The following is a 16,451-nucleotide window of genomic DNA, read 5'->3' as shown; positions in this document are numbered from 1 at the left end:
ATCAATCATCCTTTCCGTGTTTTATGAATTTGAGCTTCACCAGCCTGTCAGCCTCGATATCGTAGCTGTAGCCGTCGCCCACCTCACACTTCGCGTAGTCCTCCTTCAGAGTCTTTACGTCCATATTTCCGAAGACCGTTTTCTGACCTCTCTCGCCTGCGAACTCGGCGATATTGTCGAGCAGGAAGGCATAGGAGATATTGTTGTTGAAGAAGGAATTCTGCTCTGCGTCGCTTATCTTCTGTACATCGGAGAAAATGAACAGCAGTCCTCTTTCCTCCGCAACTGCCGCAAGCTGGGGCAGTATCGAATTGATGAACCTCTTTCCCTCGGGGGTATTAAGGTACACCAGCTTGCTCTGTATTACAAATACCGTGAACGGAGTCTCCTCGGCGGCGCAGTCGGGGATATTCTCATATTCCTTCTTCAGCGCGTCGCTTACTCCGTAGATGCCCGCAAGGAACCTCTTGTCCAGCTCTATGTAATTCTCGTTGAGATAGAGATAGAACTGCTGTATGGGCGAGAGCTTTCTGTCCTTTATGATATTGCCGTCTTTCAGCGCAAGATCGCGCTTCTCGAAGCCGTTTATCATAACGCAGTCGCACTCGCTGCCGTATCTGCTGTGGAGCTGCTTCAGCTGACCTCTTCCGTCGTCGAAGAATACTATCCTCAGCTCGTCGGCCTGCTTTACCAGTCCGTCAAGGAGGAGGGTCAGCAGATTGGTCTTGCCGAACTCCTTCTTGCCGTATATGGCAACGGTATTGGTCCTTGCAAGGTCTATGGTAACGGGGCAGAAGTCAACGTAATCCAGTCCCACACTTACGGGGCAGAGCTTTTCCTCCTCGTGGTCGGGCTTCTGTGCAAGCCTTTCGTACTCCTCGGGGGTGAGCTCCTTGGGGAAGGTGAGATATCGTCTTACATGACGTCCGTATTCTCCCGTCTCGCTGTCAAATGCGTACTTTTCGCCTATTCCCTGGCCAAATGTGACATTCCTGCCGTCGGGGTCGGCGGCTGTCTGCGCCTTGAGGCACTGCACCTCATAGGGCAGGTTCATCTTGAAGGTTCCCGTTATGCCCTCGGGCTTGACGGTAACGTTTGCAAAGCCGTGACCGGGGTTATTTCCCACAGAACCGGCCTTTTCATTGAATATATCCACATACTTGTCCGCAGGCAGCTCAAAGGCTATCTTCTGACGGAAGCTGGCCATATAGGGATTGAGTCCCCTGGTATCGCCTGCGGTGATAACTATGGTTATGCCCTTGGAGAGACCGTCGCGGCAGAGCTTAGCCAGCTTCTCCTGATAGGCGGTATAGCGTGATTCCTCGGTAAAGGCATTGAGGTTGTCGATTATGAAGGTGGTATGTATGGGCTGTTCATCCGCCGCCTCGCGGTAGTTCTTGCCGTTGAGCACCTTGATGTTCTCCTTGAGGATGTTGTCCATGATCTTGAACACCCTCTTGACGTATTCCTCGTTGGAGTTGTCAAAGTAAGCGGATACCAGCGGCATATCACGGTAATCCGAAAGCGCTCCGCCGAAGTCGAGAATGAATATCCTCTCCTCCTTCTCGTTCATGCGCTTGTGGAGTATGTTTATCAGAGTCTTCAGGAAAGTGGTCTTGCCGCTCATTGAAGCTCCGATAACCGCTACGTTGGAGTCCAGCAGATCCACATTGAAATCAGGCTGGAGCTGGATTATGGGGATATCGAACTTGCCGAGGGTGCAAACTATCTTCTTTCTGCTCACTCTATCCCCTCCCATTCCGATCTATCCATGATGACAGTGGGAAGAGGCGGCAGGAAGATCTGCCTCGGCTTCTCCCAATTCCTGCCGATGTCGATTATAGTATTTACGATGAAAGCAAGCTGTGTATCATGCTCGCTGACATTCGCGCTCTTCTTCTTTTCGATTATATTGTCCTTCTTGGACGAGTAGAAATCCTTGTTGAAGCGTCCCGAATTGGGCACCTGGGTAACATTTACCGCAGGCTCGATATTCAGGTTCTTGTTTGCGCCCGTATAAGCGGACTGGAAGTACTCGAACCTGCTTCCCGTACCTACCAGCAGGTATGCACGGCCGTTTAGGGGCATGGTGGGAGCTGCCGCGGCAGGACTTCCCAGCATTTCCTTTGAAGCCTGCTTGGTGGCTACCTTCAGACATACCCTGGCCTTGGAATTTACTCGGATATCGTCGGTGATAGCGCCCTCGATGTTCTGGGACACAAGTATGATATGGAAGCCCAGTGTACGTCCTACACGGGCGATAGTTGTTATCTCTGCGATGAAGTCAACGTCGTCGCTCTCGCTGGAGAAACGCTTCAGCTCGGTGAACTCGTCTACTACCAGCACCAGATGCGACAGTGAGGGCAGCTCCGAGACGTCCTTCTTCAGCATCTCCTTCTGCTTGTCGTTGAGCTTCTTCTTCAGGCTCTCGGCCTCCTCGCTGTGAGCGGGGTCCTTTTCAAGAGCCTTGATCTTTCTCATGAGACGCAGCGCCCTGATGTATGCGTCGGCAGTATCTACTCCGAAGCTTGAAAGCAGGAGCTTGCGCTTCTTTATCTCTGCGTTGAGGGTCTCCAGGAAGCGCTTGAGCATATAGGCCGCCGAGGTTCCCTCGTCCTCACCTGCGGTATCGGTAACGACGCCCACGCAGTGGGGCAGGCCGCCCAGACGGTCGGAGAATCCGCCGCCCTTCATGTCTACCAGCATGAGGTTGAGATCCATGGGTGAATACTTCATGCACAGGCCTATGAGGTATGTGATGATGGTCTCGGACTTACCCGAGCCGGTAGTTCCCGCAACCAGCATATGGGGGCCGTCGGCCTTCTCGTAAAGGTCGAGGCACATAGCGCCGTGCTCGTTCTTGCCGATGGGAACTCTCAGGTTTCTGGTGACGTCGTTCTTGTCCACGTTCTGCCAGCTCTCCCTGATGCTCTCCTTTACGTCGCCGTTCTCCACCTTCTCGGAATTGAAGCCGTAGAGCTCGAACAGCGTTACCATAGACGGCACCTTGCCGTTTTCGGCGATACGGGTATAGTATATGGCACTGAGCTGCTTGTAGGCCAGTGCGAACTGATCGTCGTAGCTGTCGGGACCGAAGATGAACTTGTTGCGGAAATACTTATACTCGATAAGGTTATCCGTATCGTTTACCTTGTTGCGGTCGCTCCTGTCCTCACTGAGGACATTGAGGGTCTCTCTGCTGAGTACATTGTATCTCAGGCTGACCTTTCTCTCGCCCTCGTTGGCATGGTCGATATTTACGATGTTGCCGCAGTATTTCGGCAGCTTGTCCTTCACGGACTGTATGAATATGAAGGTAAGTCCCAGTGCGTTCACATAGGGCTCGCCCTCCTTGGGTACCTCGGGTAGGAACTTGGAGAAGCCGGTCTCCTTGATATCGTAATCGTAGAATACCACGCAGACTACCTGCGTCAGCTTGGAATTATCGGGAGCGGAATCCTCCTTCTCGCTCTCCGCCTTGTTCTGGCTTCTCTCGTTCATAAGGCTGAGGAGCTGTCCGAATACGATACCGGAGCTCTCCTTGTCAAAAACGAACTGCGAAATACCGTCAAAAAGCTCGTTGGTATGAGGCAGATACCTGTAATTCCTGACCACCTCGTTCTGCTTCTCGGGATCGCTCTCCTTGTCGAAGAAGAACACGAACTGGAGATCCTCGGGGGAGTGATAGTATGCCAGCTCGAACACAACGTGCTGTATGAAATGGTGAGATGTCTCTGCGTTGTCGGAAATAACACCGAGAGCGCCGCAGTCCTTCAGGTCTATGAGCAGCGGAGGCTTCTTGCCTGTGTCGCTCCTCAGGTAGTTGAAGCCGATGACCTCGTCGCCGTTCCTGCTGTCAACTCCCTTGTTTGCAAAGTTGTAGGACAGATCGGTGAGCAGGAACTTGTTCCTGTTGCGCTCCACGATCTCCTCGGGAGACATTTTCTTCAGCTCCCTGTCCTTCTTCTTGGACGAGGGCAGGATTATCTCGATGCCGTCGCCCTCCTTCTTCATCTTATAGTAGATGTCGTAGTAAACGCTGTCCTTCTTCTCGGACTTTATCTCAAACAGGGGCTTCACCTCGTCGGAGGTGCCCAGTGATATCTTCATGAAGTCGTTGTCGTTCTGTGAACGCGCGAAGATTATGCCGTTTATCTCGGCGGTATTGCTGAAGAGCTTGTCCATGGAGGGATATACGCTGTTGAGGTATACGATATCGCTCTCCTGCCATTCCTTTATGGTACGGATTATACGGGCTATATAGTTCTCGTAGTTCTCCTTCCACTCGGCGATGCTCTTCTTATAGTTGCCGCGCTTCTTCATGTAATTGTAGAGCGAGGTCACAAGGGAGACTATACCCATAGCCGCCGACATGAGCAGCATGGTATTTCCCATTGCCGCCGAACCTCTTGCGAATTTCATTATGAGGAAGCGGGCGCCCACCATACCTCCCGTGGAGAGTACCGTTGGGATAATGACATCAAGTATGGACGCTTTATCCTTCTGGGGCAGCTCATTCGGGGGAATGATATCTATAACAGAGGCCTCGATGACGTTGAGCCTTCGGGTACTGATATTGTACTCGAGAGAGTCGTTCTCGCTGAGGATATAGCTGCTCTCCTCGTCCTTGAAAAGACTGGAGGGCCTGATGGTCCTGTCCATGGTTATGAGCAGGCAGCTCGACGTTACGAAGCCCAGCTGATCCAGCCCCATGTCGTATATCCTGCACTTGTCTTCGCCCTTGCCCACAACGGAGTTGAGGTCGATGACATTATGTATGCCCTTTGCGGTATACAGCACCTGTATCTCCTTACGGGTCTTTATGTACCTCTCGAAGAGCTCGGAGCATTCCTCAAGGCCCTTTGACTTTTTCAGTCCGTAGTATAATGATTCCAGGAAGGCCTTCAGTGTTATATCCTTGAGCACAAGGAACGAGAGCTCTCTGTTCCTGCCGGCATCACCGAATTCAAACCTTGCCGATATCATTATCTCATTGTTTTTCATACTTCTGTTCCTTTGATATCATTATTGAATACTGAAAGGATATTATCGCATATGCTCACTGTATCAAGAGCTTTTATCCTTTCCGTTTTTGCAATTATCTGCTCCTGAGTGACCGACTGTCCGCTCTTTTTGGGAGCCGCCATGAAATTGAGCCTGCTGAAATCCAGCTTGTCGCCGCTGATGATCTCGGGCTTTTTTATCTCAGCCCTGACCTCGGGCATTTTCCCTGCCCTGAATCCGGGCCTTTCGGGGCTGACATTTACGCTGAGCCTTATCTCGGGCATATCAGGCTGTGAGAAGTGTCTGCTGACGATCTTCGGACGTCCTGACTTTGTCAGCGCGGGTGCCTTTATCTCGGGCATACCGAACCGGGGCTTTTTTATCTCGGGGAGCTCCGCCCTGTTCACCTTTGCCTTTATCTCCTGTCTGTGGAAGTCCACAAGCTTCAATGAAGGCATGGTCATTGCGGAACGCTCGGGCACATCTGCCCTTGGAGCGTCAAAGCGCTTTATCACGGGAGCTGCCGCAGCGGCTGCCTTTATCTCGGGACGGCTCAGTGAAGGCATATTGAAGCTCCTGCCGCTGTAGCCCTTCACATCGGGTCTTGAGATCTTAGCTGCGTTTCCTGCGTTAAGGCTGAAGCCTGAGGCTGGCACTTCCGTCTTTCCGGGCACCTTCACTCTTGCTGCTGCAAACTGAGGAGCCCTGAAGTCTCTTGCCGCCATTGCGGGAACCGCTGATTTCTTCAGCTCAACAGACTTTACTTCCGGAGCTGTAAATGCTCTGCTCTCAAATCCCGCCACGGTATTCTTTTTCAGAGCTGCCGTGAACTGCGGAGCCCTGAACTCTCTTGCCGCCATTGCAGAAACCGCTGCTTTCTTCAAAGCTACAGGCTTTATCTCGGGAGCAGCAAAGCCCTTGCTCTCAAAGCCTGTCACGGTGTTCTTTTTCAGAGCTGCCGTGAACTGCGGAGCCTTGAACTCTCTCGCCTCCATTGCGGACACTGCCGTTTTCTTTACTGCTGCGGGCTTCAGCTCAGGGGCTGCAAAGCTCCTGCTCTCAAAGCCGGCAACAGGCTTTTTACTGAGAGACACCTTCCGCATCTGTGCAGAGGAGTCAAAATGTCTTTCTTTGAAGGTATTTATGGCCGCCTTTGAGATACTGATCTTTCTTGCACCGATATCTCCTGCCGCTGCCTTCCGTGACAGGGCAGAGCCGAGCTTGCTTCCGAGGCCTATGCGGTCCCTGACGGAAGCTGCGGCGTTTACAAAGTCTGTGATATCTGCCGAGGAAATGCTTCTTGACGCAAAAAGCTTTGCCGAGGGCTCATCTATAGCAGCCTTTCTTAGCTCTACCCTGCCTATGCCCTTATTCTCATAGGGAGCAAGACCGTGAGAGCTTATTTCACCTATAGCGCGGAAGGTGGGCTTGTATTTCTTTATATCGGCGCCTTCGATCTGTTCTACCTTTTCAACAAAGGCAAGGCGCTCCTTATAGAGCTTCAGCTCCTTCTCATACACCTCAAGCTGCTTTTCAGTCATGAAAAGCTTTTCTTCTTCACTCAGTATTTTAAAAGCCATGTTCTACCTCCGAAAACGTAATTAGTGCAGTCCCGTGATCCGTATATGGTACGGGACTGCACATACGGAAATCTTAGCCGCTGATGCTTGCTGCGATCTGAGCGTCAACATTCTCGAACTGCTCTCTGTTCTGCTCGAGAAGGTCTGCCATACCCTTTACTGCTTCGGGAAGGCTCTCTGATACGAAGGACTTGATATCACCGTCGATAAGTGTCTGTAATGCGTCCTTTGCCTCACCCTCCATATCAGCCAGTGCGCTTGTGAGACTGCTGATAAGAGCGTCACCAGCGTCCTTATATGCTGATGAGATACTGTTTATCTCCTGAACTGCACTTGATACAGCTTCATTTACTATTCTACAACCTGCCATTTTCTTATACCTCCTTGATTAGTTACCATCGCTGCTGTTCTGTGAACCGAGCTGATCGTCAAGACCGTCGCCGTCCTTCGGGATAGCGTCATTGATGCCGTTGAGAATGTTTCTCAGAAGCTCGATGATATCTGTAACAGCCTTGCCTGTGATAGGCTCAATATGATTGGTGTAGAAGGTCTGGAATCCCTGTGCAGCGCTTCCGCTGAAACTTCCGGGGATAAGATTGTTTACTGTTGTGTCAAGTCTCTGATAGAGCCCCTGTGTGGTAGCCTCATACTCCTCAACAGCGCTTAATGCTGCGCTAATCATCTCGGGAGTAATATTGACTGTACCTGTGCTTCCCATTGCCATAATCGTTTCCTCCTGTTAATTAAAATTTGATGCTTTGTACAAGCTCATCATATTTATCGAAAACGCCCTGATAATACGATGATGATATTATATCATCAAGTGTTTTCGACATCTGATCGATCACGAGGATAAGGTCGTCAACCGGCTTTATGAGTACATCCTCAGCCGTTATTTCGATCGCATGCCCCGCAGGTGTGTCGAGAGCCTCAGTGATGTCCTTATACATCTGCTTCAGCATCTCTTTAAGGTCTTCTGCCCTTGTTTTCAGTGCCGCCATTCCCTCAGACGCTGTCTGGAAGGCTGCGCTGTCAAGTCTGATATCCTGATCTAAGCTCAATAATTACTCACCTCCGCCTTTCGCCTCCTTGATCTTTTCAAGGAAGGACTTCCTTATCTCAGGTGTAAGCAAATTACAAAGCTGCTCCGCTTCCCCATACTCTCCTATATCGGTATAACACTGTATGCGGAACGTTACGGCTGCAATGTCGCCGGGATCCTTGATCATAGCGTTTCTGAAGAACTTGATGGTCTCCTCATACTTCTGCCTGTGATCCTCGGTTCCAAGCTTCATATAAGCATTGGTCTCGCTGTATATTCCGATATATTTATTATGAGAGCTTTCGCTGCTCTGTAATTTCCTTGCATAATCAATGACCTTTGTAAAGTCATTTTTAAGCGTATAAGCTCCGACATAGAGCCTGTTGATCTGGTCCTTGTTCTCGGGAGTGAGCTCGGGGGTATCATTTTCCTCCAGCTTGTATTCCTCCGCCGCCTCTGTCTGAGGCTCGTCAAGCACCGTAAGGAACTCTCTGTGGCCGTCCTCGTCGGGGGCGATGCTTTCTGCAAGCTCCTCGAGGCCGTATTCGCCAAGCTCGTTCTCTATACGGATCCTGTCGTTCTCGATCATCTCCTCAACGTCATACTCGGTGAGCTTTATCTCGCCGTGATCCCGCGGGATTATCTCGAAGCCGTGATTGAACGAAGCCACAGGATTCTGAGCTGCGTCCAGACAAGCAATTGTCATATCCGCGTCCTCCAGCTGGAGCCAGAGCTCAGCGGAGCTGATGTATGTCTCGGCGACCTCCTTTGCCGAAGGCTTCATGCTGCCAAGAGCCTTTTCCAGCAGGGCCAGCGCCTTTTTCAGGTGCTCCTTGTCCTTGTCGCCGTCGTAATTCTGTATCTCAAAGGTAACGCAGTCCATATAGTAATCCATGGAGGGAGCTGCGTACTTTGCCGCGATATCCAGCTCACGCTTTGCAGCGTCCAGTCTGTGTGCCTGGCTGAGGAGCTTGAATGCATACTGATATCCTATATACTCCGAAGGAGCTATGAGCTTCATCTGATTGCAGATCTCAAGCCCCTTCCTGATCTCGTTCTTCATGCCGTAGATGATAGCCTTGCGGCGCATGATATCCATATCCACGCCGATGATGGTCTCAGCCTTGCCCAGATTGATGAGAGCGTCGTTGTAGCGTCCCATATCGAAGCAGATTATACCGAGAAGGTTGTACAGCTGTACGGTATTCTCGGGAGAGCAGCCCAGCTCCTCTGCCTTTGCAAGGTTCTTCACCGACTCGCCCGCTCTGCCCTCTGTGGCGTAGGCATAGCCCAGATTGAAGTATCTGTTGCCGTTATTGGGTTCAAGCTTTACCGCCTTTTTGTAGTAGTCAACGGCGTTTTCGTAATCACCCAGCGACATACACGCATTTCCTGCGTGGAAATATGCGTCGGGATCCTTTGAAGCGAGCTGTATCGCCTCGTTTGCTAAATTGAGAGCTTCACGGTTCTGGCCGTTTATGAACGCGAAATGCGAATCGGCCATGAGCTGCTTTGCTCTTTCCTGGTTTGATGTCATTTATTCGACTCCTTTCGGGTTAAAATATACATTCATTTCATCATACGATTCCTTTATAAGTTGCTGTATATCATCAGAAAAGCTTTTTCTTTTCCTTTTTATGTACTTCCAGACAGTTTCCAAATCCAACTGAGCAGATAGTGTAAGTATCAGATCAAGGTCGTCATATTCGCAGTTTTTCAGGTTTTCAATAAGAAAACCCGATATGTCTTTTATCCATTCCTCAGAGAAATCGCCATAATACTCTCTTTCGGCTATTTTCTCAAGCTGCTCGAGAGTATAGGATAAGCCCTTTTCTTCAAGAAGCTGGTCCTTTTCGGCTGCAAAAGCACTTACCGCAGGCATGATCTCCTCGGGATTCGGGCAATCGGGAATACTATCATAATCAAACACTGATCAGAACCACCTCGATTTTATACCGCCTTTCTATACTAATACATTAACACTCAAGGATTACATTCATTTTTTTCAGAAGTGTTTTCTTATCATATTTTTCTCTATTGTAATGGAACCACAGAGCATTTTCTCCTGTTACCCAAGTGCAAACGACCTGACAGATCCCAGAACTAATCGCTGAAGATTGCGGCGAATTGGACAAGGAGCTATTTTCAAAATAATCGGTCAGTATCTCATTACCATCAAGAAAATATAGAATTACAACTTCACTGTTGCTTACCTCAATATCTCTGAAGAAGCTTTCAACCATGTCCTCATATGTGAAAATAACGCTGTTCAGATCAGCCTTTCTGATAACGGACCTAATATCATTAAGAATACAATCATCATTGCTTAATCCAGCAATCTCTATAATGCATCGCCCATCAGAAAAAGCATTTATTATATTCTTTAAAATGCTTCCACTGACATAGCACTCCTTTGTAAGGCATCCAATCTTTACTTTATTGCTCATCTGCCGCTCCGAACAAACCGCCTAAAAGCGACGTTAATCTAACATGAACATCTCTTCTTGCAGGATCAAATATGAATTTCATCCCTTTTATAAATCCTGGCAGTTTATTATACATATTCGTAGTTATATGAGTATGGAACAATTGCTTACCGGCTTCAAAATCAAGTCTGAATGTATTTCCGAATTTCAAGAATGTACCACCTGAATTCGGATTACCAACACTATTCGGTGACCAGAATTTGATCCTGCTGCCCAACTGATAATTATACGAGCTCGTAGAATTAAAAACCTGTAAATTTTTACCACCCATAAACGTTAAGGTACCTGTTTTTGAAAAACGCATAATAGCAGCCATTCCCTGCGAAGCCCCTGCGAATATACCGCCCCACATGAAGCCGCTTGCAAATCCGTCTACGAACGAGCGCAGCATATGTCCCATTGTAGTACCGAAGCTTTCACCCCGGATCAGCGAGCCTATCAGTGATATACCAGCGCTTATAGCTCCTCCGATAAGTCCCGAAATAGCCGCCGCTTTGAGGCCCACAAGGAATGCCGCTAGGAAGGTTCCTCCCGTCAATGCTGTGAGCACAGCACCAACAGCTATGACAACTATTCCGATAACTATCTTCTTCCAGTTATCCTTTACCCATTCCTTTACCGAGCCGCAGGCATCCTTGAACTTTTCCCATTCGGTCTTTTCACTTTCCGGCTTAAGATAGTAGTAATCATCGTAGAAGTCGTCCTTGCTGCTGTTTATAGCGTCGGCCGCCTCGCCGTCTATCCTTACCACCTCGTCTACAAATTCCTCTGTTTCCTCGGCGAAAGTATCCAGAGCGCTTATCTTGTCCTCCTGAGTATCCGTTGAAGATCTCAGGGCACTTATAGTATCTTCAAGGCTGCATACGCCGCTGTCAACGCTGAGGGCGCTGCTCACAAGAGAACCAAGTCCCTCGTTGAACGTCCCCACCGAGCTTTTGGCAGTTCTTATAAGCCCTGACATATTGTTTATCTTATTCGCATAAAGCGTTATCGTCGCCAAATCGTTATCATCTCTTTTCTAAGATAATAATAATTCATATCTTTTTCCGTTTTTTCACAGAAACCAAACTCATTTCCTTCGCAGAACAGCTGCAACGGAATAAACTATCCCGGGGATACATCCCCAATCGGCTATCAGACCGATCCAGCACAGCTTCTTAGTAAGATCATGTGGGAACAGCAGAAGTCCGATAAGCAGCAGGATACCGCCTATCAAAGGGATCCACGAGCCTGTTTTTTCCTTTTTCACAGCCGCCTTGTATACACCTGCCCAGTTGCCTATGGCTATTGCGGCTCCGGGTAGGATACAGACCGCCGAAATGATCATGAACACATATTTCATATAAGCTTCTCACTTATACATACACTGACCGAGTAGCCATTTTATCACCGCAAAGGCTCCTTTGTCAAAGAAATGCTGTCCGCCTGTGGGGATATGTATAGAGCTCTTTGGCACCCAATAGGTAGTGCCTGACGATGGCCAGGCAAAGCGATTGCCAAAACCGGGCTGCCATTTTCCTGACCAGAAGTAGTTCCAGGGATTCTTGCCTCCGCGCATTACCCAATCGCCATCCTGAAGTCCCGGACGTCCCCATCTTGTCACAGGGATAAGCCTGTCGGGGTCATTAGTCCAGTTGCTCAGTTCCGAGTTGGAAATTCCGTAGATATTGTTGTACAGCATTCCAACAGAATATGTAAGGTTGGAGATGCAGCTGACCCAGTTCATCACAGTCCTGAATTTCTGCCAGCCCTCACTCTGGAATCCGCCCCAGAGGCTTCCTACATTGAGAACGCCTGCAATAATGGCTGACGACACAGCCACCACCGCAACGCCTGTACTTATCGCCGCGGCAGCTGACGCAGAAACTCCCAGCGCTGTGAGAAGAGGCACAAGAGCCAGTCCGCCTGAAGCTATGACTGCAGCGACTGCAAGGACAACGCCGACAATTATAACAATGGTAAGGACTATTTCCTTCCAGTGCTCCTTGCACCATTCGCCTATATCCTTGAGTCCGTCCTTGAACTTTTCCCATCCGCTCTTTTCACTGTCGGGCTTCAGGTAGTAGTAATCATCGTAGAAGTCGTCCTTGCTGCTGTTTATAGCCTCGGCCGCTTCACCGTCTATCCTTGCCGCCTCGTCGGCAAAGTACTCTGTTTCCTCCGCGAAGGCTTCAAGAGCGCTTATCTTGTCCTCCTGAGTATCCGTTGAAGACCTCAGGGCATTTATAGTATCGTCAAGGCTGCACACTCCGCTGTCAACGCTGAGGGCGCTGCTCACAAGAGAGCCGAGCCCCTCGTTGAACGTCCCCACCGAGCTCTTTGCAGTCCTTAAAAGCCCTGACATATTATTTATCTTACTCGCGTAAAGCGTTATCGTTGCCAAATCGTCATCATCTCTTTTCCGGTAAATGATACCATTTGCTGAATCGTATCGCTTATGTCATTATCTGCTCACTGCGCAAGCTCCTGAAGACTTTTCAGGCTTTTCTTCGGTATCACGGAAGGAGCAAGCTCGCCCGAGCCGTATCTGTCCAGCAGATATGCCGCAAGCTCCCCGAACCCCTTCATGGTCCGGCGGAGAGTTACAGTCTTATCTGCGGTCCTGATCTCCAGAAAGAACCTCGGACCGTACTTTCCGCGGCTGTACTCCCGATAGGAGATATTCTCGATGTCCTTCAGGGTAAAGTCATACTTTTTCCCGCTTCTCGAACTTGAATACAGCTTGTCTCCGTCAACTTTCAGGCTGAACAGCAGCACAGGGAATATCAGCGCCGCAGCTGCCGGTGCCAGCATAATGAGGAATACCACCGAAAGAGCCTTCATGCTGCTGAATATAAGCATAAACACAGCCAATACGGCAAAAAAAGCGATGATCGGCAAGGTCAGCAGCAGATCTGATACTTTGTATCTTACGGTAAAACTATTATTCATACATAATTATCATGCGGGTACCTTGGACTTGTACCAATCCCAGAACTCGCCTGTACTGCTCTTGAAGAACTCTATTCCGTGATCCAGTACGCCGTCTATGAAATCGGCTCCCAGCCCCTTGAACAGAGCCTTCAGGCTTATGGTCCTGCCGTTGCGGCCCGCATTGGCCGCCTCGTACTTCCATACATATTTCCAGCTGCCCGTGCCCTTGTTCAGGCCGTTTATCTTCAGCGGCGGTATGATATCGCCCAGACGCTCTCCCAGTCCCGAGAACAGAGCACCTGTTCCGAAGGAGAACAGAGCGTCGAAAACGAATTCGCCTGCGGAGATATCGTCGCCCTTGATAAAGCGGTCTCCCAGATCGGTTATTATGGAAGTCAGACCGTCTCCGAAGCCGCCCACCAGCATGGACTGCGCCATAGTCAGCTCAGCCACGCCTGAGATCGCTGATACAGCACTGCCAAGGCCGCCTGTGATAAGGCCGCCTACAGCGCCGCCGAAGGCGCCTGACTCAAGTCCTTCAAGGAAGGTGCTGTTAGGCGACAAGCCGCCAACGATACCTCCCATGAGTCCGCCCACCAGCGTTCCGATAAGAACCCCCTTCGCCAGAGTAACAGCCAGAGCTGCAAGAGGTCCCAGCGCAGTTCCTGCGGTAGCAACGATTATAACCACGGCAGCGATGACAAGAACAACTGTAACTATAGCCTTCCAGTGATCCTTGCACCATTCCTTTGCGCCTTCCCAGAAGCTCTCCCAGCCGCTCTTCTCGCAGTCGGGCTTGAGATAGTCATATTTTTCGTAAAAATCGTCCTTGCTCTGCCTGATAGCCTCAGCAGCCTCCTCGTCGATCCTTTCCACATCGTCCAGGAACTGCTCTGTTCTTTCGGCTGCATCCTTCAGAAATGCCGCCTTATCATCCTGAGTAGCGGTTGAGGATCTCAGCGAGCTAATAACCGCTGTCAGGTCGCAAACGCCGTTATCCACGGCAGCAGCCCTCATGGTGACATCTTCCACCCTGCCTGATAAGCTGCTTACAGTTGATCTCAGATTTCTCAGCAGATCGGGCATCATATTCGCCTTACCTGCATACAAAGCAATTGTTGACAAAGCTTTACACCCCTTTTCGGGCGCCTGTTCCGCTGTCAGTCGGCAAGCATCTCGGCAAACCCGTTTATCTCATTGTCTTTGATGATGATATTCTCCGCACTGTCCGCCAGGGACGCTGCGGTTATCTTTTCGCCGTCAGATCTGAGACACATGATATAATCATGCAGATCATACCTGATCTCGGCATAAGTATCCAGACAGCCCTTGCTGTCGTCTACCCAGAGAGTCCCCACATCATTGCTGCCGATGTAGTCTATGACTCTCAGCATATATTTTTTCTCAACAGGCACCGCATTTTCCATCAGCTCGTCGGAGAAAACATCTGCCGCGCCGGTATCGGAGCCTGTGAGCTCGGAAAAGGTCTGATGCACGCAGTATCTCTCGGGATAGCCTATGCCGGCCACGTCCCAGAAGAGGTATTCCTCATTGCCTGTGATCTCTATGAGATCGAAACTGTAAACTCCCACCATGGAGGGATCGCCGCTGTCTTCCAGCCACTGCGTCCATACCATTTTATAGGAATTCTCTCCCGCATTGAACTTGCACCATGCGTGAACGACCTTGTATTTCCTGTCTCTTTCGTAATATGAATAGCTTTTGCTGTTATCGTCAACGACCCTGCCCTTGCCGTCCCTGTAAAGGTCGAACACATAGTCCAGCCCCTTGTCAAAGTCGGACGCTCTTTCCAGAGCCTTCTGTGAAAAACAGCTTTTAAGCAGCTCCCTGTCGTTCTCCGCAAGAGCCTTCATGGCTTTTTTCTCGAAGTCCTTGAAGGAGTTCTGCTCTTTTTTTATCCTGTCTCCCAGCTTGTCCAGCGCAGAGCAGGAAGCTGCCGCCAGCATAACCGCCGACAGACATAACATAAGTAGTTTCTTCATTTATCCCTTTACCATTTAAGTGTTGCTGTAAGATGACCGTTGCTGTCATCGAATGTCCATGTACCGCCCTGTGCCGAGGGATCGCTTCCCACGCTCTGTTCAAGGGCATAGAACATCTCGCGGCCGTTCTCCATGGTGTTGAAGTCGATTATCGTTGTAGAGTCAAGATGATCTGCATTGATGTTCTGATGACTGGGATCGAAGCCGTTCACCCACCACTGTGCGCCGTTGTTCCAGCGTGCTTCATCCCCGTAGGGAGAGTAGTCAAATAGCTGCTCACCGTTATAATTGAGTATCAGCTCCATATCGCAGGCGTATTCCGTAGCCGTAGTGTAGTGGAAGCCGTCGCCCGTGGACTGATAGATGCCGGTTTCCGCACCTGCGCCCAGGTTCATGTAGTCACCCTTCCATGCCCAGACTATAAAGGTCTGGCCGTCAACGGTGAATTCCTGCTTGTACACACCGATGGTATTTCCTGTAGCTCCTACGCCGCGTCTGAAAACGTTATCGTAGCCGTCGTTGTAACCGATAGGTCCCCAGCTCTGCCAGGAATCCTGTTTTATATGGTATATACCTGTGTCGGGATCGTACTCTGCGCCGATGAGTCCCGCAACGAAATCGGAACCGGGAAGATGATGCTTCATCCATATCTTTCCCACCTCGATAAAGGGACCGAACAGCGTTACGAAACCTTCGACGATATTGCCGAACCACTCCGTATTTATGATCTCGCCCATCTCGCTTATGAACTTGCAGGCAAAATCGTTTATATAGTCTCCCAGAGGAGAGTTCATTATGAGCGTTCCCAGAGGAGCGATCACGTTGTCAAAGAGAAGCGATCCACCCTCCTTCAGGAGCAGCAGCACTCCGGGGAGCCATGGAGCCGCCGATACGATCAGCGTGCCGAGCACGGCCAGTCCGCCAAGCAGCGCCACACAGCCTGCAAGCACGAACAGTTCATTGTCCTTGCACCACTGTGAAAAGCTCAGGCAGGCATTCTTTACTATCTCCCAGGAACCTGAAAGGAACTTGCCCACATCGTTGAAGAACTCGCCCACACCGTCCCAGAAGGAATCCTCCTGGGGTCTGAGATAATCATAGGTATCATAAAAGTCCTCCTCCGCGGTGGCTATAGCCTCTGCGGCAGCCGAATCTATTTTTGTGGTATCTTCTATGAAGTCCTCCAGATCAGCCTGGATGGTATCAAGGGCAGCGGCCTTATCGGTCTGTGTGTCGGAGGACGATCTCAGAGAGCTTATAACGTCCTCAAGGTCGCATACATCGCTGTCTATAGAGCGTGCCAGCTGTCTGACCTCATCAAGATCCCCGCCGTAAAAGCCCACGGAGCGCTTCAGCATAAGGATCAGCGAGGGCATCTGGTTCAGCTTGCTCGCATACAATGTTATAGTGGACATACAGTGCC

16 protein-coding genes are annotated in these 16,451 nt (G+C 50.0%); all 16 read right to left on the bottom strand.

What is annotated here, in order from left to right; genetic code table 11:
- Window position 1 precedes the first annotated feature (1 nt).
- Entirely contained in the window at window positions 2-1,744 is a 1,743-nt protein-coding gene (locus Q0Y65_RS06005) for an FtsK/SpoIIIE domain-containing protein (protein WP_297958181.1), read from the bottom strand.
- Window positions 1,741-5,004, bottom strand: a complete 3,264-nt coding sequence (locus Q0Y65_RS06000) for an FtsK/SpoIIIE domain-containing protein (protein WP_297958179.1) — start codon at window positions 5,002-5,004, stop codon at window positions 1,741-1,743. Before Q0Y65_RS06000 ends, Q0Y65_RS06005 begins: the two co-directional genes overlap by 4 nt.
- Window positions 5,001-6,584 carry a hypothetical protein gene (locus Q0Y65_RS05995; RefSeq protein WP_297958177.1) on the bottom strand — a complete coding sequence of 528 codons (1,584 nt, stop codon included), beginning with the start codon at window positions 6,582-6,584 and terminating at the stop codon, window positions 5,001-5,003. The genes Q0Y65_RS06000 and Q0Y65_RS05995 overlap by 4 nt, the downstream gene beginning before the upstream one ends.
- A gap of 73 nt (window positions 6,585-6,657) precedes the next feature.
- Entirely contained in the window at window positions 6,658-6,954 is a 297-nt protein-coding gene (locus Q0Y65_RS05990) for a hypothetical protein (RefSeq protein WP_297958176.1), read from the bottom strand.
- A gap of 18 nt (window positions 6,955-6,972) precedes the next feature.
- Window positions 6,973-7,308: a WXG100 family type VII secretion target gene (locus Q0Y65_RS05985; RefSeq protein ID WP_297958174.1), complete on the bottom strand. Its 336-nt coding sequence runs from the start codon at window positions 7,306-7,308 to the stop codon at window positions 6,973-6,975.
- 19 nt (window positions 7,309-7,327) lie between these two features.
- Complete coding sequence (locus Q0Y65_RS05980) at window positions 7,328-7,645, bottom strand: hypothetical protein (protein ID WP_297958173.1); 318 nt, start codon at window positions 7,643-7,645, stop codon at window positions 7,328-7,330.
- A gap of 3 nt (window positions 7,646-7,648) precedes the next feature.
- Window positions 7,649-9,163 carry a tetratricopeptide repeat protein gene (locus tag Q0Y65_RS05975; RefSeq protein ID WP_297958172.1) on the bottom strand — a complete coding sequence of 505 codons (1,515 nt, stop codon included), beginning with the start codon at window positions 9,161-9,163 and terminating at the stop codon, window positions 7,649-7,651.
- Window positions 9,164-9,556 carry a hypothetical protein gene (locus tag Q0Y65_RS05970; RefSeq protein WP_297958170.1) on the bottom strand — a complete coding sequence of 131 codons (393 nt, stop codon included), beginning with the start codon at window positions 9,554-9,556 and terminating at the stop codon, window positions 9,164-9,166.
- Between the two features lie 46 nt (window positions 9,557-9,602).
- On the bottom strand, window positions 9,603-10,073 hold the full coding sequence (locus Q0Y65_RS05965; protein ID WP_297958168.1) for a hypothetical protein: 471 nt from the start codon (window positions 10,071-10,073) through the stop codon (window positions 9,603-9,605).
- Window positions 10,063-11,073 carry a hypothetical protein gene (locus tag Q0Y65_RS05960; RefSeq protein ID WP_297958166.1) on the bottom strand — a complete coding sequence of 337 codons (1,011 nt, stop codon included), beginning with the start codon at window positions 11,071-11,073 and terminating at the stop codon, window positions 10,063-10,065. The genes Q0Y65_RS05965 and Q0Y65_RS05960 overlap by 11 nt, the downstream gene beginning before the upstream one ends.
- A 108-nt stretch (window positions 11,074-11,181) precedes the next feature.
- Window positions 11,182-11,454, bottom strand: a complete 273-nt coding sequence (locus tag Q0Y65_RS05955) for a hypothetical protein (RefSeq protein WP_297958164.1) — start codon at window positions 11,452-11,454, stop codon at window positions 11,182-11,184.
- 9 nt (window positions 11,455-11,463) lie between these two features.
- Window positions 11,464-12,456, bottom strand: a complete 993-nt coding sequence (locus Q0Y65_RS05950; RefSeq protein WP_297958162.1) for a hypothetical protein — start codon at window positions 12,454-12,456, stop codon at window positions 11,464-11,466.
- A 107-nt stretch (window positions 12,457-12,563) separates the two neighbouring features.
- Entirely contained in the window at window positions 12,564-13,043 is a 480-nt protein-coding gene (locus Q0Y65_RS05945; RefSeq protein ID WP_297958160.1) for a hypothetical protein, read from the bottom strand.
- Between the two features lie 9 nt (window positions 13,044-13,052).
- A complete protein-coding gene (locus tag Q0Y65_RS05940) occupies window positions 13,053-14,150 on the bottom strand; it encodes a hypothetical protein (RefSeq protein WP_297958157.1) in 1,098 nt (365 codons plus the stop codon).
- A gap of 35 nt (window positions 14,151-14,185) precedes the next feature.
- Window positions 14,186-15,028 (bottom strand): DUF5104 domain-containing protein, encoded by an 843-nt coding sequence (locus tag Q0Y65_RS05935; protein ID WP_297958156.1) that lies wholly within the window; start codon window positions 15,026-15,028, stop codon window positions 14,186-14,188.
- Between the two features lie 8 nt (window positions 15,029-15,036).
- Complete coding sequence (locus Q0Y65_RS05930; protein WP_297958154.1) at window positions 15,037-16,443, bottom strand: DUF4474 domain-containing protein; 1,407 nt, start codon at window positions 16,441-16,443, stop codon at window positions 15,037-15,039.
- Window positions 16,444-16,451: the final 8 nt, after the last annotated feature.

This window comes from uncultured Ruminococcus sp. (assembly GCF_947301925.1).
In the GTDB taxonomy this organism is placed as follows: domain Bacteria; phylum Bacillota; class Clostridia; order Oscillospirales; family Ruminococcaceae; genus Ruminococcus.
The sequence above is the reverse complement of the archived record's forward strand: the minus strand, read 5'-3'. Positions and strand labels throughout refer to the sequence as shown.